Origin of the sequence: Flavimobilis soli (genome assembly GCF_002564025.1) — a bacterium.
GTDB classification, from domain to species: Bacteria; Actinomycetota; Actinomycetes; order Actinomycetales; family Cellulomonadaceae; genus Flavimobilis; species Flavimobilis soli.
The window spans coordinates 2649054-2669529 of the sequence record NZ_PDJH01000001.1; the positions used below are offsets into that span (position 1 = coordinate 2649054).

The following is a 20476-nucleotide window of genomic DNA, read 5'->3' on the forward strand; positions in this document are numbered from 1 at the left end:
CATTGTCCGCCACGACGCTCGCGCGGCCTGGCAACACGCCGGGCTTTCGATAGCTAGGCTGGGGCGATGGAGATGAAGCGATGGAGCGACGGGCGCACTGTGTCGTGCGTCGGGCTCGGTACGTGGCAGCTGGGTGCGGACTGGGGCGAGGTCAGCGAGGCTGACGCCCACGCGGTGATCGACACGGCGGTGGGGGAGGGCGTGACCTTCCTCGACACCGCGGACGTGTACGGCGACGGGAGGTCCGAGCAGATCATCGGGTCCTACCTCGCGCAGAACCCTGGGCTGGACCTCTTCGTCGCGACGAAGATGGGCCGCCGCGTCGAGCAGGTGCCCGAGGCGTACAACCTCGAGGCGTTCCGCGGCTGGACGGACCGGTCGCGCCGCAACCTCGGCGTGGAGCGGCTGGACCTCGTGCAGCTGCACTGCCCGCCGTCGGCGGTCTACGAGGACGACAAGGTGTTCGACGCGCTCGACACCCTCGTCGAGGAGGGCGCGATCAAGCAGTACGGCGTGAGCGTCGAGAAGCGCAGCGAGGCGCTGCGCGCGCTCGAGCGCCCGGGTCTCGCGAGCATCCAGATCATCGTCAACGCGTTCCGTCTCGCGCCGCTCGACGACGTGATCCCTGCTGCGGCCGAGCGCGGCGTGTCGATCATCGCGCGTGTCCCGCTCGCGTCGGGCCTCCTGTCGGGGCGCTACACGCTCGAGACGACGTTCGCTGAGAACGACCACCGCACGTTCAACCGGCACGGCGAGGCTTTCGACGTCGGCGAGACCTTCGCGGGCGTGGACTACGCGCGCGGTGTCGCGGCGGCGCAGGAGCTCGCGGCGGCCGTGCCGGCGGGCATGACGCTCGCGCAGGCGTCGATCGCGTGGCTGGCGCAGCAGGAGGGCATCACGACCGTCATCCCTGGTGGTCGTTCGCCCGAGCAGGCGCGCTCGAACGCGTCGGCGGGCGAGCTCGGCCCGCTGCCCGCGTCGTTCGACGCGGCGGTGCGCGACGTCTACGAGCGGTTCATCAAGGTGGACGTGCACGACCGCTGGTGACCGCGCAGCAACGCTGAGGTCATGACAAGGGCCGCCCGGTATCCCGGGCGGCCCTTGTCGTCGGTCCTGCGCCGCCGACAGCGCTGTCCGCGGCTGGCAGCGTGCACAGATCGCTCGGCCTCAGGCCAGCCCGAGACGGCGAGAGGCGCCGACCCTCGCGGGGCGGCGCCTCTCGGTGCGTCGCTGGTGTCAGCGGGCGAAGGCCGCGGTGAGCAGCTCCTCCTGCTGGCGCAGGTGCTTCTTGGACGTCCCGGCCGACGGCGATGCGGACGCGGGGCGGGAGACGACCCGGATCTCGCGGCCGACCTCGCGGGTCGCGTGCACGTACATGAACGGCCACGGGCCCTGGTTCTCAGGCTCGTCCTGCACCCACACGAGCTCGGCGTCGCCGAACGGTGCGAGCGCCTCGCGCAGCGCGTCGCCCTCGAGCGGGAACAGCTGCTCGATGCGGACGATCGCGGTCCGCTCGTCCTCGAGCTTCGTGCGGCGCGCGAGCAGGTCGTAGTAGACGCGGCCCGAGCACATGATGACGCGGTCGACGCCACCGCGAGCGGCAGCCTCGGCGTCGCCGATCACCGGCTGGAACGAGCCCGACGTGAACTCCTCGACCGAGGACGCTGCGGCCTTGAGGCGGAGCAGCTGCTTCGGCGTGAAGACGACGAGCGGGCGGCGTGGGCGGTAGTACGCCTGGCGACGCAGCAGGTGGAAGTGCGACGCGGGCGTCGACGGCTGCGCGATGAACATGTTGTCCTGCGCGGCGAGCTGGAGGAAGCGCTCGATGCGTGCCGACGAGTGGTCCGGTCCCTGGCCCTCGTAGCCGTGCGGCAGCAGCATGACGAGCGACGAGCGCTGGCCCCACTTCTGCTCGGACGAGGAGATGAACTCGTCGATGACGGTCTGCGCGCCGTTGACGAAGTCGCCGAACTGCGCCTCCCACAGCACGAGCGCGTCAGGACGCTCGACCGAGTAGCCGTACTCGAACGCGAGGGCCGCGTACTCGCTCAGCGACGAGTCGTAGACCCAGAACTTCGCCTGGTCACCCGTGAGGTAGAGCAGGGGGGTCCACTCGGCACCGGTCTCGCGGTCGTGCATGACGGCGTGACGCTGCACGAAGGTGCCGCGGCGCGAGTCCTGGCCGGCGAGGCGCACCGGGGTGCCCTCGACGAGGAGCGAGCCGAACGCGAGGAGCTCGCCGAAGCCCCAGTCGATGCCACCCTCGCGGGACATCTGCTCACGCTTGGCGAGCAGCTGCTTGAGCTTGGGGTGGACGGTGAAGCCCTCGGGCGGGTTGACGTGCGAGCGTCCGATGAGCTCGATGATCGAGCCGGGCACCGCTGTCTGCCAGCCGACCATCGTGCCGGCGTCCTCGCGCTGCGACTCGGGGCGCTCGAGGCCTCGGACCGACTCGGGGTCAGACGGCGGCATGAAGCCGCCCTCCTTGGTCTCGGTGAAGACGCGCTCGAGCTGGGTCTGGAAGTCCTGGAGGACCTGCTCGGCCTCTTCGAGGGTGATGTCGCCGCGGGCGACGAGGTTCTCCGTGTAGAGCTTGCGCACGGAGCGCTTGGCCTCGATGAGGTTGTACATGAGCGGCTGCGTCATCGAGGGGTCGTCGCCCTCGTTGTGGCCGCGACGGCGGTAGCAGACGACGTCGATGATGACGTCGCGGTCGAACTCCTCGCGGAAGGCGAAGGCGAGCTCGGCCACGCGGACGACGGCCTCGGGGTCGTCACCGTTGACGTGGAAGATCGGGACCTGGAGGCCCTTCGCGACGTCGGTCGGGTACAGCGTCGAGCGCGACGAGGCGGGGCCCGTCGTGAAGCCGACCTGGTTGTTGATGATGACGTGGATCGTGCCGCCGGTGCGGTAGCCGCGCAGGCCGGCGAGGTTGAGCGTCTCGGTGACGACTCCCTGGCCCGCGAACGCCGCGTCGCCGTGGATGAGGATCGGCAGGACGGAGAAGCCGTCACCGCCGAGGTCGATCCGGTCCTGCTTGGCGCGCACGACGCCCTCGAGCACGCCGTCGACGGCCTCGAGGTGCGACGGGTTGGCGGCGATGTAGACGCGGGTCTGCTCGCCGGTCTCCGCGGTGAACGTGCCCTCGGTGCCGAGGTGGTACTTCACGTCGCCGGAGCCCTGGACTGTGCGCGGGTCGAGGTTGCCCTCGAACTCGGCGAAGATCTGCGCGTAGCTCTTGCCCGCGATGTTCGCGAGGACGTTGAGGCGGCCGCGGTGGGCCATGCCGATGCAGACCTCGTCGAGGCCGTTCTTGGCGGCCTTGTTGAGGACGGCGTCGAGCAGCGCGATGACGGACTCGCCGCCCTCGAGCGAGAAGCGCTTCTGGCCGACGAACTTCGTCTGCAGGAACGTCTCGAACGCCTCGGCGGAGTTCAGGCGGCGCAGGATGCGCAGCTGCTCCTCGCGCGGGGTGCGCTCGTAGCCGGCCTCGAGGCGGGCCTGGAGCCACTTGCGCTGGGTGCGGTCGGCGAGGTGCATGTACTCGGAGCCGATCGAGCGGCAGTACGAGTCGCGCAGGAGGCCGAGGATGTTGCGCAGCGTGTCCTTCTGCTTGCCGCCGAAGCCGCCGGTCGGGAACGTGCGGTCGAGGTCCCACAGCGTGAGGTCGTGCGTCTGGACGTCGAGGTCCGGGTGACGTCGCACGCGGTAGGCGAGCGGGTCGGTGTCGGCCATGAGGTGGCCGCGCGAGCGGAACGCGTGGATGAGCTCGGCGATGCGTGCGGGCTTGGCTGCCTCGACGTCCTCGTCGACCGTGTTGTCCTGGACCCAGCGGACGGGCTCGTAGGGGACGCGCAGCGCCGCGAAGATGCGGTCGTACAGGCCGTCGAGACCGAGGAGCTTGTTCGCGAGGATCCGGAGGAACTCGCCGGAGTGCGCGCCCTGGATGATGCGGTGGTCGTACGTCGACGTGATCGTCAGGACCTTGGAGATGCCCATGCGGGCGAGGCGCTCGGGCGAGGCGCCCTGGAACTCGGCCGGGTACTCCATGGCGCCGACGCCGATGATCGCGCCCTGGCCCTGCATGAGGCGCGGCACCGAGTGCACGGTGCCGATCGTGCCGGGGTTGGTCAGGGAGATGGTGACGCCTGCGAAGTCGTCGACGCCGAGCTTGCCGCCGCGCGCGCGGCGCACGACGTCCTCGTAGGCGGCCCAGAACTGGGCGAAGTCCATCGCCTGCGCGGCCTTGATGGCGGGGACGAGCAGCTGGCGCGTGCCGTCCGGCTTGGGCAGGTCGATCGCGAGGCCGAGGTTGACGTCCGCCGGGTGGTGGACGCTCGGCTTGCCGTCGACGAGCGTGTAGGAGGCGTTCATCGCGGGCATCTCGGCGAGCGCCTCGACGAGCGCGAAACCGATGATGTGCGTGAAGGAGATCTTGCCGCCGCGCCCGCGGGCGAGGTGGTTGTTGATGACGATGCGGTTGTCGACCATGAGCTTGGCCGGGACGACGCGCACCGAGGTCGCCGTGGGAACCTCGAGGCTCGCCTCCATGTTCTTGACCACGCGTGCGGCGGGGCCGCGTAGCTTCTCCACGTTCTCGGTGCTGCCCGCGACGGCGGCGTCCGTGCGCGTGGCGGGCTTCTGCGCGTAGACGGCGGTCGGCGGCTGCGCGATGACGGCGGGCGGCGGCGTGTGGGTGCCGTGGCCGCCGGGCGCTGCGGGAGCGGGTGCCACGGGCGGGGTGGCCTTCGGCGTCGGCTGCACGGCGGCGGGGCGGGCGGCCGGTGCGGCGGGGGCCGCCGCGGGCGCGGGCTGGGCGGGGGCCTGCACTGCGGGCTCAGCGGCGGGTGCCTGGGTGGAAGGCTTCGCGGAATCGTCCGGCTCGCCGGGCTTGTAGTCGGCGAAGAAGTCCCACCAGGCGGGGTCGACGGAGTTCTTGTCCTTGCGGTACTGCTCGTAGAGCTCGTCGACGAGCCACTCGTTCGCCCCGAAGGACGCGTTCGCGGGGCTGATCGGCTTTGATTCAGCGTTCGGGGCCACTCTGAGCTCGCCTCTTCCACACGATGTACGTGATCTCGGTGATGTGATCGGATTGCTCGATCACCCTCAACCCTACGGTGCGAGAGCTTCTTCGGGGGCCCGGATCGGGCCGTTGGACCCAGAGATCTGCGTCTGCGTCGTGGCAGGCCCCAGGGATGGCAAACGGCGGGCAAGGAGGTGACTGTCGGGCCGCCAAAGACGTCTGACGAACTGCCATCAAAGGGTAGGCCCGACGGCAGCGTGTGACGAACCTCACTCCCGCGCGCGCGACGCGCGCGGGGCGAGCGGGCGCTGGTCGACGGGACGGCGGCCCGGACCGCCGGACCGCCATCCCGTGCGCCTGTCAGCCGATGTCCCGCCGGAACGTCGTCAGCCGTCCGACGACGGCGAACAGCAGCCCGTAGCCGACGAGGACGAGCGCGCCCTGCCACCACTCGAGGATCCCGCCCGGCGCGAACGCGTTGAACAGGCTGGCGCCGGTCATCGCCTCGCCAGCCGCGCCGGGGAGGTAGGAGGCGACGCGCGCCCCGGCGTCGTCGAGGAGCGCGGGCAGGGCCATGCGTGCGATCGGCTCGACGAACTGCGTGAACGCGAGGAGGGTCACGATCGACGCGACCTGGTTCGGCAGCGCGGTGCCGAGACCGACGCCGACGAGGGCCCAGACCGTCAGCGCGACGACGGACAGGGCGGCGGAGCGCCACACCTCGGGCTCCCCGAGCATCGGGTCGACGTCGAGCGCGGCGAGCATCCCGGCGCCGGCGCCGATGCAGGCGACGGTCCCGGCCAGGCCGAAGAGGACGCCGATCGGGGCGGCCGCGATCATCTTCGCGGTGATCAGCCGCGTGCGGCTCGGGTCGGCGAGGAGCGTCGGCACGATCGTGCGGTGCCGGAACTCGCTCGTCACCGCGAGCGTCCCCACGATCGCCGGGAAGACGTAGCCGAGCGACGTCGCGACCGTGTAGATCGAGCGGACGAGGTCGAGCGGCTCGACCGTGGGCTGCTCGGGCGACTCCACGAGGGAGAACGCGAGCACGGCCGCGAGGAACGCCATGTAGCCAGCCATGACGAGGAGCAGGACCCACCAGAGCCGGGTCGAGAAGAACTTGCGCATCTCGGTGCTGACGGCGGTGCTCATGCGCGGCCCTCCTGGGCGGTCGTCGGTTCGGCGGCGTGCCGCTGGAGCGGGGGAGCCTCGCCCACGAGGCTCAGGAAGACGTCCTCGAGGCCCGGCGTCTCGCCGCGCAGCTCGTGGAGCTCGAGGTTCGCGGCGTGGGCGGCCGCGCCGACGACGCCCGTCGTCGTGCCGAGCAGCGCGACGCTCGTGCGGGAGCCGTCGGCGGGGGCGCCGGGTGCGACCGCCCACCCGTGGGTGGCGACGAGCCGGGCGAGCCCGGACGCGTCGGGGCTCGTCACGTGCACCGCGGGGGTCGCGAGGGCGGCGAGCTCCGAGAGCGGGGATGCGTGGACCATGCGGCCGTGCGCGAGGACGACGACGTCGTCGACCGACTGCTGGACCTCGGACAGGACGTGGCTCGACACGAGGACGGTGCGGCCGTCGGCCGCGAAGCCGCGCAGGAAGGAGCGCAGCCAGGCGATGCCGCCCGGGTCGAGACCGTTCGTCGGCTCGTCGAGGATGAGCACCTGCGGGTCGCCGAGGAGTGCGGTCGCGAGACCGAGGCGCTGGCGCATGCCGAGCGAGAACCCACCGACGCGGCGCTCGGCGGCGTCGGTCAGCCCGACGAGCGCGAGCAGCTCGTCGCAGCGGGCCCGCGTCGCGCCGGCGGCGGGTGCGAACAGCAGGAGGTGCTGGATCGCTGTGCGGCCCGGGTGGAAGCTCGACGCTTCGAGGACGGCACCGACCTCGCGGGTGGGCTGCGGGATGTCGACGTACGCGCGGCCGCCGATCGTCGCCGTGCCGGCGTCGGGGCGAGCGAGGCCGAGGATCATGCGGAGCGTCGTCGTCTTGCCTGCTCCGTTGGGCCCGAGAAAGCCGGTGACCCGGCCCGGGGCGACGTCGAAGCTCAGGTCGTCGACGGCGAGCACCTGGCCGAACCGGCGCGTCAGGCCGCGGACGGTGATGGGGGTTCCTGGGGTCATGGCCCCACACTACTTCCCTCGATAGTTCTAGAGCAACTAGAACTATCGCCGGGGCTGCTGCGGCGCCGACGAGGGACGCGGCGCAGGCCCGGGCTCCCGCCGTCGTCGTGAGCGGACCGGGCTCACACCGTCGGTGGCGTCCTCGGAGTCGGCGCCGTGGGCAGTGCGTCCTGCTCACGCGCGTCGACCTGGTCGAGATCCTCGTGCGCAGCGTCCCCGTCCGCGTCCGGCGCGGCAGGCGCCTCTGGCGCAGGGACGGCGGGCGTCGGGCCGGTCCCCGGACGGCCCAGACCGCGCACGCCCGGCTGGGGGGCGGGCAGCGTCACGCGGAACGTCGCCCCACGCTCGGAGTCCACCACCTCGACCCGGCCGCCGTGCAGCGCGACCGCCCAGCGCACGATCGCCAGGCCGATGCCGGTGCCGCCGCCAGACGTGCCAGGACCGGCCTGCTCAGGGGACGTGCCGTGCACGAACCGCGCGAAGATCCGCTCCCGGTCCTCCGGCGCGATGCCCGGCCCCTCGTCCGCGACATCGACGAGGACCTTGTCCCCGCGCCGGCGCGCGCGCAGCCGGATCGTCGAGCCGAACGGCGAGTGCCGGATCGCGTTGTGCAGCAGGTTGAGCACGACCTGCCGGAAGCGGTCGCGGTCGAGCGTCACCGTGAGGTTCTCCGGGTGCACGTCCACGACGAAGTCGAGCTGCTTGCCCGCCTCGAGCATCTCGACCTCGTCGACCGCGTCGTCGAGGAACTCCTGCAGCGCGACAGGTGCCGGCCGCAGGTCGGTCGCGCCCGCCTCGATCCGCGACAGGTCGAGCAGGTAGCTGACGAGACGCGTGAGGCGCTCGGTCTGGTGCAGCGCCGAACCGAGGGTCGCGGGCGTCGCGGGCGTCACGCCGTCGACCAGGTTCTCGAGCTGCGCCTGCAGCGCCGCGACGGGCGTGCGCAGCTCGTGCGACACGTTCGCGATCAGCTCGCGGCGCTGCAGGTCGCCCGTCGCGAGATCCTCCGCCATCGAGTTGAACGTCGCAGCGAGCTGGCCTACCTCGTCACGGCTCGTCGCCCGGACCCGACGCGTGTAGTCGCCGTCGGCCATCGCCCGCGCCGCGCTGCGCATCTCCCGCAGGGGCGAGGTCATGCCCTTCGCGAGGAACCAGGTCATGACGACCGACACGACGATCGCGAACGGGAAGGTGCGCGTCGGCCCGAAGCCGAACTGCAGCCCGAGCCACGTGACGAGCACGGCGAGGAAGTTCGTCGCGACGACGAGCACGCCGAGCTTGATCTTGAGCGACCGCAGGCGGTCGAGCGGCCGCACGTCTGGCAGGTGCGGCCGCGGGATCGACCCGTGTCGCGGCTGGCTCACGCGCTCAGGAACCCGCAGCGTCGTCGGTGGCCGGCGGCTCGAACGCGTAGCCGACGCCGTGCACCGTGCGGATCAGCTCGGCGCCGAGCTTGCGACGCACCGCCTTGATGTGGGAGTCGACGGTGCGGGTGCCGCTCGCGTCCGCCCAGTCCCACACCTCCGCGAGGAGGCGCTCGCGCGTGAGAACGGTGCGCGGCGTGCTCGCGAGCATGACGAGCAGCTCGAACTCGGTCGGCGTGAGGTGCACCTCCTCGCCCGCGCGCATGACGCGCCGCTGGGCGCGGTCGATGACGACGTCGCCCGCGACGATCGGCGGCTCGCTCGACGGCGACGCGGCCGCCTGGGCGGCGCGGTCGACGCGCCGCAGGAGAGCCTTGAGCCGTGCGACGAGCTCGCGCATCGAGAACGGCTTGGTCATGTAGTCGTCGGCGCCGACGCCCAGGCCCACGAGCATGTCGGTCTCGTCGTCGCGCGCCGTCAGCATGAGGACCGGGACAGGGTTGTCCGCCTGGAGCCGGCGGCACACCTCGAGCCCGTCGATGCCGGGGAGCATGACGTCGAGCACCACGACGTCCGGGCGCAGCCGCTCTGCCGCGCTCACAGCGGTCAGACCGTCGCGGGCGACCTCGACCTTCCACCCCTCGGCGGTCAGTCGCTGGGCGATCGCCGTCGCGATCGTGGACTCGTCCTCGACGACGAGCACGGTGGTGGCCCGCGGGGCGGCGCCGCCTGTCGTTGCTGGTGACGTGTGTGCCATGCGTCAAGCGTGGCACACGTCACCTGGCCGAGCACACGACTCGGCACACCTGTGCTGTGGAGAGAAGGTGGGGAGAGCGCGACGACGATACGATCCGACAACGATGAGACCTCGACGAACCCCGACGGCGGTGGCCGAGACGTGCTAGCCGACTGGCTGATGATCCTGCTCGGTGTCGCCCTCACGGCTGGCACCGCAGTCTTCGTGGCGAGCGAGTTCGCGCTCGTCACCCTCGACCCCGGAGTCATCGAGGGGGACCCGGACGCCGCGGACGGCGAGCCAGCACCGCAGCTCGACCGCCGCACGCGCTCGGTCGTCCGTGCCCTGCACGAGCTGTCGACAGAGCTGTCGAGCGCGCAGGTCGGCATCACGATGACGACGATCCTCCTCGGGTACACGGCCCAGCCCGCGCTCACGCGCATCTTCGAGAAGGTCCTGGAGAACCAGGCCTGGGCGACGGCGGCAGGCTCCGCGCTCGCGGTCACGCTGACCCTCGTCCTGGTCAACGTCTTCTCGATGCTCTTCGGTGAGCTCATCCCCAAGAACTTCGCGCTCAGCCGGCCGCTCGAGACGGCACGCCTCGCCGTCCCGCTCCAGCGTGCGTTCACGAAGGCGCTGCGGCCTGTGATCGTCGTCCTCAACGGCTCCGCGAACGCGCTCCTGCGGCGCATGGGCATCGAACCGCGCGAGGAGCTCTCGGGGGCGCGGTCGGCGCCCGAGCTCGCGGCGCTCGTGCGCCGCTCGGCCGAGCAGGGGACGCTCGAGGCGTCGACGGCGCGCCTGCTGACGAACTCGCTCGAGCTCGAGTCCCTCACGGCGGTCGACGTCATGACGGACCGCACGCGTCTCGCCGTCGTGGGCCGCGACGAGTCGGCGGCGCACGTCGTCGCGCTCGCGCGCCGCACCGGCCACTCGCGCTTCCCGGTCATCGGTGACTCGCGCGACGACATCATCGGGTTCGTGCACCTTCGCCGCGCGGTCGCGGTTCCGCGCGAGCGTCGGGGCGACGTCCCGGTCGTCGCGCTCATGGTCGAGGCGCCGACGGTCCCCGAGACGGTCCGGCTCGGGCCGCTCCTCGTCACGCTGCGCGGCCTCGGGCTGCAGATGGCCGTCGTGCTCGACGAGTACGGCGGCACGTCCGGCGTCGTGACGCTCGAGGACGTCGTCGAGGAGCTCGTCGGGGAGGTCGCCGACGAGCACGACACACGACGCGTCGGCGCGGCGCGGCAGACCGACGGGTCCTGGACGCTCCCGGGGCTCCTGCGACCCGACGAGCTCACGGAGGCCACCGGGCTCTCGGTACCCGACTCGCCCGCCTACGAGACTCTCGGAGGCCTCGTGATGGCGCGTCTGGGCCGCGTGCCCGAGGTGGGGGACACGGTCCTCGTGGGCGACGTCCTGCTCACGGTCGTCGCGATGCAGGGCAGGCGGGTGGACCGCCTGCGGCTCGAGCAGACGAACGAGGCGTCCGACGGCGACGACAGCACGGAGGTGGAGCGATGAGCACGGGAACCGCACTCGTCGTCGGCCTGGTGCTGCTGTTCGCGAACGCCTTCTTCGTCGGCGCGGAGTTCGCGGTCCTCTCCGCGCGGCGCAGCTCGATCGAGCCGCTCGCCGAGGCGGGCGACCGCAGGGCCAAGACCGTCCTGTGGGCCATGGAGCACGTCTCGCTGATGCTCGCCGCCGCCCAGCTCGGCGTGACGGTCTGCTCGATCGGGCTCGGTGTCGTCGCCGAGCCTGCCATCGCGCACCTCATCGAGGTCCCGCTGCACGCCGCCGGCGTCCCCGACGGGTGGCAGCACCCGATCGCGCTCGTCGTCGCGCTGTCGATCGTCGTCTACCTGCACGTCGTGCTCGGCGAGATGGTGCCCAAGAACATGGCTGTGTCCGGGCCGGACAAGGCGGTCATGTGGTTCGGCCCGCCGCTCGTGTGGGTCGGACGCGTCCTCAAGCCCGTCATCGTCGTCCTCAACTGGATCGCCAACCACGTGGTGCGGCTGTCCGGCGTCGACCCGAAGGACGAGGTCGCGTCCGCGTTCACCGCCTCCGAGGTCCAGTCGATCGTGCTGCGCTCCCAGAAGGAGGGGGTGCTCGCCGACGAGCAGGGGCTGCTCTCCGGAGCGATCGAGTTCTCCGAGCGGCTGGCCGGCGAGGTGATGGTGCCGCTCGACGACCTCGTGACGATCGCGCCCGACGCGACCCCGGACGACGTCGAAGGTCTCGTGGCCCGCACCGGCTTCTCCCGCTTCCCCGTGGCGGTCACGGGCGCGAGCGGGGAGCCGCGCCCGCGCGTCGTCGGCTACCTGCACCTCAAGGACGTGCTCTACGCGCACGGGCCCGAGCGTTCAGTCCCGGTGCCGAGCTGGCGGGTGCGCGCGCTCGCGGGCGTCGGGCCGGGCGACGAGATCGAGGACGTTCTCGCCGCGATGCAGCGGTCCGGGGCGCATCTCGCGATCGTCGAGCAGGGCGGGGTGCAGCAGGGGGTCGTCTTCCTCGAGGACATCCTCGAGGAGCTCGTCGGCGAGGTCCGGGACGCGATGCAGCGACGGGGGATCTGAGGCGCAACCTGCGACGAGTGACGACAAATGAGACATACGTCGTACTTTTGGCGGGTCCCTTGGATATGGACCCTCGGGGACGTTATGGTTCCGTTATCGTCCGCGAGGTGAACGAACGATCCCGTCCTGCCGAGACACATATGACAGGACGCCTCTGTGCCCGTCCAGCCTCGGCTGACGGCACGAGCGGCAGCAGGTAGAGAGCGAGGAGGTGTGATGGAGTCGCAGGACCAGGCCACGGCGCCGAACCTCCAGACGCGCCGCGCACGCCGCGAAGCGGCCCTCGCAGCCCTCGAAGCCTCCACGCACCGCACCACCGCCCACCCGGACAGCTCCATCCCCGGGGCCGTCCGCACCCCGGCCCCTCACGTCGCGCCGACGCGTCCCGACGGCACGGTCCCGCCGGCCCTCGGCACGCACCGCGAGACGACCGTGTCGCCGCTGCGCCCGACGACGGAGTCCCGGGTCTCCGGGCCGGCCCCCCACGGCACGCTCGGCCGTCCCGTGCGTCACGCCTCCGCGCCCCACGCCACCTCGCCGTCCGTCGTCGCTGACCCGGCGAGCCTCGCGCGGCTCGCCGCGTTCAGCGAGATCGCCGAGCTGCGCCGCACGAGCGAGAACCGTGCCCGGGGCGTCGCGCCCACGGCCCACGGCTCCGCGCCGCGCACGCCTGCCGCGACCGTCCGCCCGGCACCCGCCATGCGCCCTGCGCCCCCGCAGCCCGTCGTCGTCCCGTCGGTCGAGCCGGACGAGCGCCCCGCAGCCGTCGCCCCCGTGGTGCCGCCGCGCACCTCTGTTCCCCAGTTGCCCGTCGTCGCGGCCGTCCCGGCGCCGCCCGTCCCGGCTGCTCCTGCTGCTCCCGAGGTCGCCGCTCCGACCGTGACCGAGCCGGCGACTGCCCCGGTCCCGACGCCGCACGCGCCGATGAGCCGCCGCGCGATGGTCGAGGCGCGTCGCGCCGCTGCGGGCAAGAAGCCGCGCTCCGGTTCGTCGTTCGTCCGTCCTGGTGGTCGCGCGCACAAGGGTGGCTGGGTAGCCCGTGCCGGCGTCCTCGCGGCGCTCGGCATCACGACGATCGCCGTCCCGCTCGCCAACGCGTCGAACGACGGCGCTTCCGCCTCGGTCGTCCCGGCCATCGCCGAAGGGCGCAGCACTCTCGAGGTCATCACGTCGAGCTCGGGCTCCGCGGCTGTCACCGACGCGGCGATCGTCGCCGAGGGGGACACCCTCGCTGGCCGTGACGCGGCGGTCGCCTCGCGTGGCTCGGCCCGTGACATGCTCGCCGGCTGCGACCTGAGCCAGTCCGTGCGCAGCGCGAACGGTCGTCTGAGCAGCGACGAGCTGTGCGACCTGACGCAGCAGGGACACAAGCTCCAGCCGTTCGCCGCGGTCGCGTTCGACGCCCTCAACGAGGCGTACCGCGCGAAGTTCGGCAACGACATCTGCCTGACGGACTCGTACCGCAGCCTCCAGGGCCAGTACTCGGTCGCGCGCACCAAGCCAGGCCTCTCGGCGCGCCCCGGCACCTCGCAGCACGGGCTCGGCCTCGCGGTCGACATGTGCAAGTCCGCGTACTCGTCGACCGCGCACTGGAACTGGCTCAAGGCGAACGGCCCGACGTACGGCTGGGACAACCCCGCGTGGGCCCGGGCTGGCGGCTCCGGCAAGTACGAGCCGTGGCACTGGGAGTACTTCCCGCTCGTCGAGTACTGAGCGACCTGAACCTCACGAGAGGTCCCGCCCGTCCGGGCGGGGCCTCTCGTCGTCGCGGAGCGCGTCGCCGCCTTGGCGTGGGGCGTGCCACGGGCACCTGCCCGGGCCGGGGAGCGACGCCGTCGTGCCGGGGAGGGGACACCGCGGTGCGCCACCCCACCCCAGGTACGCCGAAGGCGCCCCGTCGTCGACGGGGCGCCTTCGGGTTCGTGCGGTCTACTTCTTGGTGGTCTTGCGCGGCGTCTTGGCCTTCGGGGCCTCGTCGGAGCCGCTCTCGACCGCGGCAGCGGTCACGGCGCGGCGACCGGCGCGGACCTCCTCGAACGAGGTGCCGTAGTACGCGGCCTCCATGAGGGTCTTCATGTCCTCGAGCATCGGCATGCGCGGGTTGGCCGGCGCGCACTGGTCCTCGTAGGCACCCATGGCGAGCTTGTCGAGGCTGCCGATGAAGTCCTCCTCGGCGACACCCTGCGCCTGGAACGAGCGCGGGATGCCGACCTTGTCGCGGAGCTCCTCGACGGCGCGGGCGTACGACTCGACGCCCTCTTCCGGGGTGCTGGCCGGGAGGCCGAGGTGCTTGGCGATCTCCTGGAAGCGCTCCGGGGCGACGTAGTGCTCGTACTTCGGCCAGCTCGTGAGCTTGGTCGGGACCGTGCCGTTGTAGCGGATCACGTGAGGCAGGTACGTCGCGTTGGTGCGTCCGTGGATCAGGTGGAACGTCGACCCGGTGACGTGCGCCATCGCGTGCACGATGCCGAGGAACGCGTTGCCGAACGCCATGCCGGCGATCGTCGCGGCGTTGTGCATCTTCTCGCGCGCCTTGACCGTGCGCTCGTCGGTGGCGCCCGGGCCGCCGACGACCGACGCCTCGATGTTCTCGAAGATCAGCTTGATCGCGTGGAGGCACAGGCCGTCGGTGTAGTCGTTCGCGTAGACGGACACGTACGCCTCGGTCGCGTGCGTCAGGGCGTCGAAACCCGAGTCGGCAGCGAGGAAGCCGGGCATCATCGCGGTCAGGGCCGGGTCGACGATCGCGACGGTCGGCGTGAGCGCGTAGTCCGCGAGCGGGTACTTCTTCCCGGACTCCTGGTCGGTGATGACCGCGAACGGCGTCATCTCCGAACCGGTACCCGAGGTGGTCGGGATGCAGACGAGCTTCGCCTTGTCACCGAGCTCCGGGAACTTGAACGCGCGCTTGCGGACGTCGAAGAACTTCTCCTTCATGTCGGCGAAGTTGATCTCCGGGTGCTCGTAGAGCAGCCACATGACCTTGGCCGCGTCCATGGGCGAGCCGCCACCGAGCGCGATGATCGTGTCCGGGGCGAACTGACGCATGAGCTCGGCGCCGTGCTGGACCGAGTCGACCGTCGGCTCGGGCTTGACGTCGTCGATGATCTGCAGCGCGATGCGCTCGCCGCGGCGGTTGAGCACGTCGAGGATCTTGTCGACGAAGCCGAGACGGGTCATGGTCGTGTCGGTGACGATCGTGACGCGCTCGATGCCGCGCATGTCGGTGAGGTACCGGATCGCGTTCGGCTCGAAGTACGTCTTCGCGGGGACCTTGAACCACTGCAAGTTGTTGTTCCTCCGCCCGATGCGCTTGATGTTGACGAGGTTGATCGCGGACACGTTGTTCGAGACGGAGTTGTGGCCGTACGAGCCGCAGCCGAGCGTGAGCGACGGGATGAACGCGTTGTAGATGTCACCGATGCCGCCCAGCGAGGACGGGGCGTTGGTGATGATGCGGACCGCCTTGATGCGGGACCCGAACTCGTCGATGATCTGCTTGTTCTCGGAGTGGATCGAGCCGGAGTGGCCCAGACCGTCGAACTCGACCATCTGCTCGGAGAGGCGGATGCCCTCCTCGGCGCCGTCGGCGCGCAGCACGGCGAGCACGGGGCACAGCTTCTCGCGGGTCAACGGCTCGTTCGGCCCGACCTCGGAGACCTCGGCGAGGATGATCGACGTCTCCTCGGGGACCGAGAAGCCCGCCTTCTCGGCGATCCACTGCGGCGTCTGGCCGACGACCGTCGGGTTGAGCTTCGCCCCGGCGCAGTTCTCGCCGCCGGCGGTCACGCCGAAGATGAACTCCTCGAGCATGGCCTTCTCGGCGGGGGTGGCGCGGTACGCGTGCAGCTTGGCGAACTCGGCCATGGCCTCGTCGTAGATGGGCGCGTCGAGGATGACGGCCTGCTCGGAGGCGCAGATCATGCCGTTGTCGAAGGCCTTGGAGAGGACGACGTCGTTGACGGCGCGCTTGAGCTTGGCGGAGCGCTCGATGAAGGCGGGGACGTTGCCCGCGCCGACGCCGAGGGCCGGCTTGCCGCACGAGTAGGCGGCGCGGACCATCGCGTTACCACCGGTCGCGAGGATGAGCGCGATGCCGTGGTGGTTCATGAGGAGGTTGGTGGCCTCGAGGGACGGCTCCTCGATCCACTGGATGCAGTTCTCGGGGGCGCCAGCGGCGATCGCTGCGTCGCGCACGACCTTGGCGGCGGCGACGGAGCACTGCTGCGCGCTCGGGTGGAAGCCGAAGACGATCGGGTTGCGGGTCTTGAGCGCGATGAGCGCCTTGAAGATCGCGGTCGAGGTCGGGTTGGTGACCGGCGTGACGCCGCAGATGACACCGACAGGCTCGGCGATCTCGGTGATGCCCGTGATCTCGTCGCGGTTGATGACGCCGACGGTGCGCAGGCTCTGCATCGAGTTCGTGACGTGCTCGCACGCGAAGATGTTCTTCACGGCCTTGTCCTCGAAGACACCGCGGCCGGTCTCGGCGACGGCCTTGACCGCGAGCTCGCCGTGCTCGGAGAGGGCGGCGACGGAGGCCTTCTTGACGATGTGGTCGACCTGCTCCTGGTCGAGCTTGAGGAAGGCGGTCAGCGCCTCCTGGCCGCGGGCGACGAGCTCGTCGATCTTCGCGGCGACCGACGACTGCTCGGCGGCGGGCGTGGCCTGGGTGGTACTCATCTGAGGTCCCCTTCGATGTCGGGTACGCGTGCCTTGTTGTGGTGCGCTTGTGATCTTGTGCACAAGGCTACGGCGCATCTCGGGCCCGGTCCCATGTCAAAGGTCCCACCTTTTGTCCTGTATTTCCGCAGGTCAAAGGTGGTGTGGAGGCAAACGTCCCAGACGGGTCTAGCGCTGCTCGCCGCTGGTCCCTGCGTCACGACGTCGAACACGCTACCTCCGCGTCTACGTCGCCCAGCTGCGCCGCAAGCTCGAGACGGACCCGGCCTCGCCCCGCCACCTGCGCACCGAGCCCGGAGTGGGGTACAGGTTCGAGCCGTAGCGGTCCCTGGCGCACGGCTTCGACACCTGTCAATATAGATCGACACCGATACAGGTGGGCGTTCATCGCGGCCGGCAACAACGTCGGGCGGGCGATCGCTGTCCGATCGCCACGTCCGGGAGGGCATCATGACCACGTCACGCGAGGAGTGCCCGACGAGTCCGGCTGAGGCTCACAGCATGAGCCTGGACGCCGCGACCCAGGTCTCGGCCGTCCTGAGAGCGCTGGCCGAGCCGCTCCGCCTGCGGATGCTCTCGTTCATCGCGACCGAGCCCACCGGCGAGGCTTGCGTCTGCGACATCGCGACGGTCGCCGACGTCGCTCAACCCACCGTCTCCCATCACCTCAAGGTGCTCAAGTGCGTCGGAGTCCTGGTCTCTGAGCGGCGCGGCACCTGGGTCTACTACCGGATCGCTCCCGACCTGCGCGGCGCGGTGAGCACGCTGCTCGATGCCTTCGCCCCGGCAGTGCTCGAGATCGCCCAGGCGACCCGGAGCAGCGACGGCCTCAGCGACGTCGACGCCGTCCTCGCACGTATCGCGGGCCAGCTTGCCGCCCGCTTCGGGAACATCGACTCCGCCCTCGTCACGGCCACGGTCCGCGAGTCCTACACCGCGCTAGCGCGCAGCGCCGGGGTCCGGGCCCATCTCGTAGCGACGGCGGAACGCTTCGCCCGTCAACGCCTCGAGGACATCACCCGCACGAGCCAGCCGTCCGTGAAGGCCCCGCAGGTGCTGTTCGTCTGCGTGGCCAACGCGGGGCGCTCGCAGATCGCCGCGGAGCTCGTGCGTCAGTACGCCGGGGACGCCGTCATCGTGCGGTCAGCAGGATCGGCGCCCGCCAGCGACATCCATCCTGGCGTCCGCACGGTGCTGGCTGCCATGGGGTCCAGCGGCGACGCCTATCCCAAGCCGCTCACCGATGACGCGGTGCGGGCGGCGGACGTCGTGGTCACCATGGGCTGCGGAGACACCTGCCCCATTCTTCCGGGGATCCGCTACGAAGACTGGGTCGTCGGCGACCCTGCCCTTGCTTCGCACGACGGGGTCATGGCCATCACCGCCCAGATCGACGCTCACGTGCGCACCCTGCTCACCTCCCTGCTCCCTGACCTCGAGCTCCCGGACCCCCGGTGAGCTCTCCTACCAGCACCAGGAGATACCCATGAACCCCACCGCCGAACACACCTCGGCCAAGCCATCTGTCCTGTTCGTCTGCGTCCACAACGCCGGTCGCTCCCAGATGGCCGCTGGCTACCTGCACGCTCTGGGGGCCGGTCAGGTCGAGGTCCGTTCCGCGGGGTCGCAACCAGCCGACCAGATCAACCCGGTCGCTGTTGCGGCCATGGCCGAGGACGGCGTCGACATCACGTCCTTCACCCCCAAGGTCCTCACGACCGACGCGGTCAAGGCGTCCGACGTCGTAATCACGATGGGCTGTGGCGACGTCTGCCCGATCTTCCCCGGCAAGCGCTACGAGGACTGGAAGCTCGACGATCCTGCTGGCCAGGGCATCGAGGCGGTCCGCCCCATCCGGGACGCCATCAAGGCTCGCGTGCGGGTGCTGCTGGACGAGCTCGGCATCGACCCGATCCGCTGAGAGGCGCCAGCCGCCCCGGTCGCCCCCTGATCGGAGTCTCCGCGCACGATGATCGCCCTGCCCGCGTGAGCGTCGTATCGCACGGGCTGCCGCGGCCGTGAGTCGCACTGTCGCCGCGCCGCACGCAGCTCACCCCGCTGCCCGGACCTGGAAGACGAGGCCCGGGCAGCGGGGCGCAGACGAGGTCACGCCGACGCTGCGTCGGCGTCGGTGCCCTCCGCCGTCCCATCGGGGCCGTCCGCCGGTGCCGGCATCGGCTCGCGGACGTCGCCGCCCGGACCGCCTGGCCTGCCCGGCATGTCGCCGCCGGACATGCCGCTTGCGGCATACTCACCACCGGTCACGGTGGCGACCACAGTCGTGCCGGTCAGGTCACCGTCGTCGTACAGGCTCGCGGTGGCGGTGCCAGCCACGGAACCCCCGACGTGGACCTCGTAAGTTTCCCCGGCGACGATCTCGCTGCTGGAGAGAACGACCGAGGAGAACTCCTTGGTCGACTCGAACGAGGCCACGACCTGGCCGTCGGCGGTGGTGACCGCGACGACGCTGCCGGCAGGCTGCTGGTCGAAGGTCGCGAGGATGGAGGCCTGAGGTGAGTCCGTCTCGGGTGCCACGGCCATGCCGGAGCTGCCAGCGGCGAACAGGACGCCGCCGTCGATCGTGAAGGCGCCCTGGGCGTCGAGCGGTCCGTTGCCGTTGTCCGTGGGGCCCGAGACGACGACCGTCCCGCCGCTCATGTCGACGGTGCCGTTGGAGTCCAGCCCGTCACCGCCGGCGTCGATCGTCACCGTCCCGCCGGTCACGGTGACCGAGTACTGCCCGGACGTCTCCTGTGCCGGTTCCTTCGGCAGGTCGGTGGTCGTCGGCTCTCCGCCGGCGGCGTTGATCCCGTCGTCGGTGGCGACGAGAGAGACGTCTCCGCCGGAGACGGTGATCGACACGGCTTCCAGGGCCTCATACGAGTCGACGACCGTGAGGGAGCCACCAGCGACCACCAGGGACTCCTCGGCGTGGACGCCGTCGTCGCCGCTCGCCAGACTGAGCTCGCCATCGGTGAAGGTGATCGCGCCGTCGGAGTGGACGGCGTCGTCGGCTGCGTCGACGACGGTCGTGCCGCCCCCGACGACGACCGCGACGTTCGCCTTGAGGCCCTTGGCGGAGACGTCGGCGGCCAGTGGCATCTCCGCGCCGCCGCCGGTGGTGATGTCGAGGACGCCACCGCCGACGAGGACGTCGGTAGCTGCGTCGAGGCCGTCCGCGCCGGCGTCGATCGTGACCGTGCCGTCGAGGACGGCCACATACCCGGCTGTGGCGTCCTCGTCCTCGTCGGACTTCAGTCCGTCGCCTCCCGCGGTCACTGTGACGTTCCCGCCGGTGACGACGAGGTAGTCCTTTCCGCGGATGCCGTCGTCGACGGCGTTCACCTCCAGAGTCCCAGACTCGATGACGAGTCCGTCGTTGGCGGCGATGCCGTCGTTGACGACTCCGGTGACGCTCAGCGAGCCGGTACCGGTGAGGGTGAGGTCGGCGCGTGAGAAGAGCGCCCCGTCGGGCTCGTCCGAGTCATCCGCCACGGTTCGGGCGGTGTCTGCGAGCGAATTCGTCGAGTTCTCGGCCAGCACGACGACCGCATCGGTGGCCTCCTCGATGGCGATCGGTGCGGTGGTCGAACTCGTGATGTCAGCTCCGTCGAGGACGAGGCGGACGGTGCCTTCGACGGTTGACCTCACCACGACCTGTCCGTCGGACAGCGTGCCGCTCAGCCGGTAGGTGCCGGGTTGGGTGATGGTGACCGTGTCCCCGTCGACGACCCCTCCCGTTCCGGAGGTGCTCGTGGCGCCGTCCGCGAGGTCGATCATGACCTCCGTGGCGGTGTCCCACTCGGTCTCCGACTCGTGAGCCTGGAGATTGGCGGCCAGAGCCTCCTGGACGGTCTGGGTGACGACCACGGTCTGCGCGGGGCTGGCCGAGTCGTCATTGGCACCGGCTGAGCAGCCGGCGACGAGACCACCGAGCACGAGCAGACGGGCCAGGGATCGGGTGATGGTGCGCATGG

The 20476-nt window shown here is 71.0% G+C and carries 13 protein-coding genes and 1 pseudogene; 7 read left to right on the forward strand and 7 right to left on the reverse strand.

The features are described from left to right. Window positions 1–72: 72 nt before the first annotated feature. Entirely contained in the window at window positions 73–1047 is a 975-nt protein-coding gene (locus ATL41_RS11945) for an aldo/keto reductase (protein WP_425432685.1), read from the forward strand. 189 nt (window positions 1048–1236) lie between these two features. On the opposite strand, the gene ATL41_RS11950 is transcribed toward ATL41_RS11945, so the two are convergent. The 5 genes from ATL41_RS11950 to ATL41_RS11970 form a co-directional block, all read right to left on the reverse strand. Then, a complete protein-coding gene (locus ATL41_RS11950; RefSeq protein ID WP_098458670.1) occupies window positions 1237–5040 on the reverse strand; it encodes a multifunctional oxoglutarate decarboxylase/oxoglutarate dehydrogenase thiamine pyrophosphate-binding subunit/dihydrolipoyllysine-residue succinyltransferase subunit in 3804 nt (1267 codons plus the stop codon). A 343-nt stretch (window positions 5041–5383) separates the two neighbouring features. Further along, a complete protein-coding gene (locus ATL41_RS11955) occupies window positions 5384–6175 on the reverse strand; it encodes an ABC transporter permease (protein WP_098458671.1) in 792 nt (263 codons plus the stop codon). After that, entirely contained in the window at window positions 6172–7137 is a 966-nt protein-coding gene (locus tag ATL41_RS11960) for an ABC transporter ATP-binding protein (RefSeq protein ID WP_098458672.1), read from the reverse strand. Before ATL41_RS11960 ends, ATL41_RS11955 begins: the two co-directional genes overlap by 4 nt. A 122-nt stretch (window positions 7138–7259) precedes the next feature. Next, the gene (locus ATL41_RS11965) at window positions 7260–8501 is read right to left on the reverse strand and encodes a HAMP domain-containing sensor histidine kinase (RefSeq protein ID WP_098458673.1); all 1242 of its coding nucleotides are present in this window, start codon (window positions 8499–8501) and stop codon (window positions 7260–7262) included. A 4-nt stretch (window positions 8502–8505) separates the two neighbouring features. Continuing rightward, window positions 8506–9258 (reverse strand): response regulator transcription factor, encoded by a 753-nt coding sequence (locus ATL41_RS11970; RefSeq protein ID WP_098458674.1) that lies wholly within the window; start codon window positions 9256–9258, stop codon window positions 8506–8508. A 141-nt stretch (window positions 9259–9399) separates the two neighbouring features. Between ATL41_RS11970 and ATL41_RS11975 the strand changes: the two genes are divergently transcribed. The 3 genes from ATL41_RS11975 (at window position 9400) to ATL41_RS13560 (ending at window position 13529) form a co-directional block, all read left to right on the forward strand. Continuing rightward, window positions 9400–10761 (forward strand): hemolysin family protein, encoded by a 1362-nt coding sequence (locus ATL41_RS11975; protein ID WP_219810398.1) that lies wholly within the window; start codon window positions 9400–9402, stop codon window positions 10759–10761. Beyond that, complete coding sequence (locus tag ATL41_RS11980) at window positions 10758–11816, forward strand: hemolysin family protein (protein ID WP_098458676.1); 1059 nt, start codon at window positions 10758–10760, stop codon at window positions 11814–11816. Before ATL41_RS11975 ends, ATL41_RS11980 begins: the two co-directional genes overlap by 4 nt. A gap of 216 nt (window positions 11817–12032) precedes the next feature. Further along, a complete protein-coding gene (locus ATL41_RS13560) occupies window positions 12033–13529 on the forward strand; it encodes a M15 family metallopeptidase (protein ID WP_245854822.1) in 1497 nt (498 codons plus the stop codon). A 216-nt stretch (window positions 13530–13745) separates the two neighbouring features. Here ATL41_RS13560 and adhE read toward each other — a convergent pair whose 3' ends face one another. After that, the gene (adhE, locus tag ATL41_RS11990; RefSeq protein WP_098458677.1) at window positions 13746–16499 is read right to left on the reverse strand and encodes a bifunctional acetaldehyde-CoA/alcohol dehydrogenase; all 2754 of its coding nucleotides are present in this window, start codon (window positions 16497–16499) and stop codon (window positions 13746–13748) included. Between the two features lie 208 nt (window positions 16500–16707). On the opposite strand from adhE, the pseudogene ATL41_RS11995 reads away from it, so the two are divergent. The 3 genes and pseudogenes from ATL41_RS11995 to ATL41_RS12005 all read left to right on the forward strand — a co-directional run. Beyond that, a pseudogene (locus ATL41_RS11995) lies at window positions 16708–16821 on the forward strand (winged helix-turn-helix domain-containing protein); the annotation flags it as partial. 179 nt (window positions 16822–17000) lie between these two features. Beyond that, window positions 17001–17957: a metalloregulator ArsR/SmtB family transcription factor gene (locus tag ATL41_RS12000; RefSeq protein WP_245854824.1), complete on the forward strand. Its 957-nt coding sequence runs from the start codon at window positions 17001–17003 to the stop codon at window positions 17955–17957. Between the two features lie 28 nt (window positions 17958–17985). Beyond that, window positions 17986–18420, forward strand: a complete 435-nt coding sequence (locus tag ATL41_RS12005) for an arsenate reductase ArsC (protein ID WP_098458679.1) — start codon at window positions 17986–17988, stop codon at window positions 18418–18420. A gap of 185 nt (window positions 18421–18605) precedes the next feature. Here ATL41_RS12005 and ATL41_RS12010 read toward each other — a convergent pair whose 3' ends face one another. Continuing rightward, window positions 18606–20474 (reverse strand): carbohydrate-binding domain-containing protein, encoded by a 1869-nt coding sequence (locus ATL41_RS12010; protein ID WP_098458680.1) that lies wholly within the window; start codon window positions 20472–20474, stop codon window positions 18606–18608. Window positions 20475–20476 lie beyond the last annotated feature (2 nt).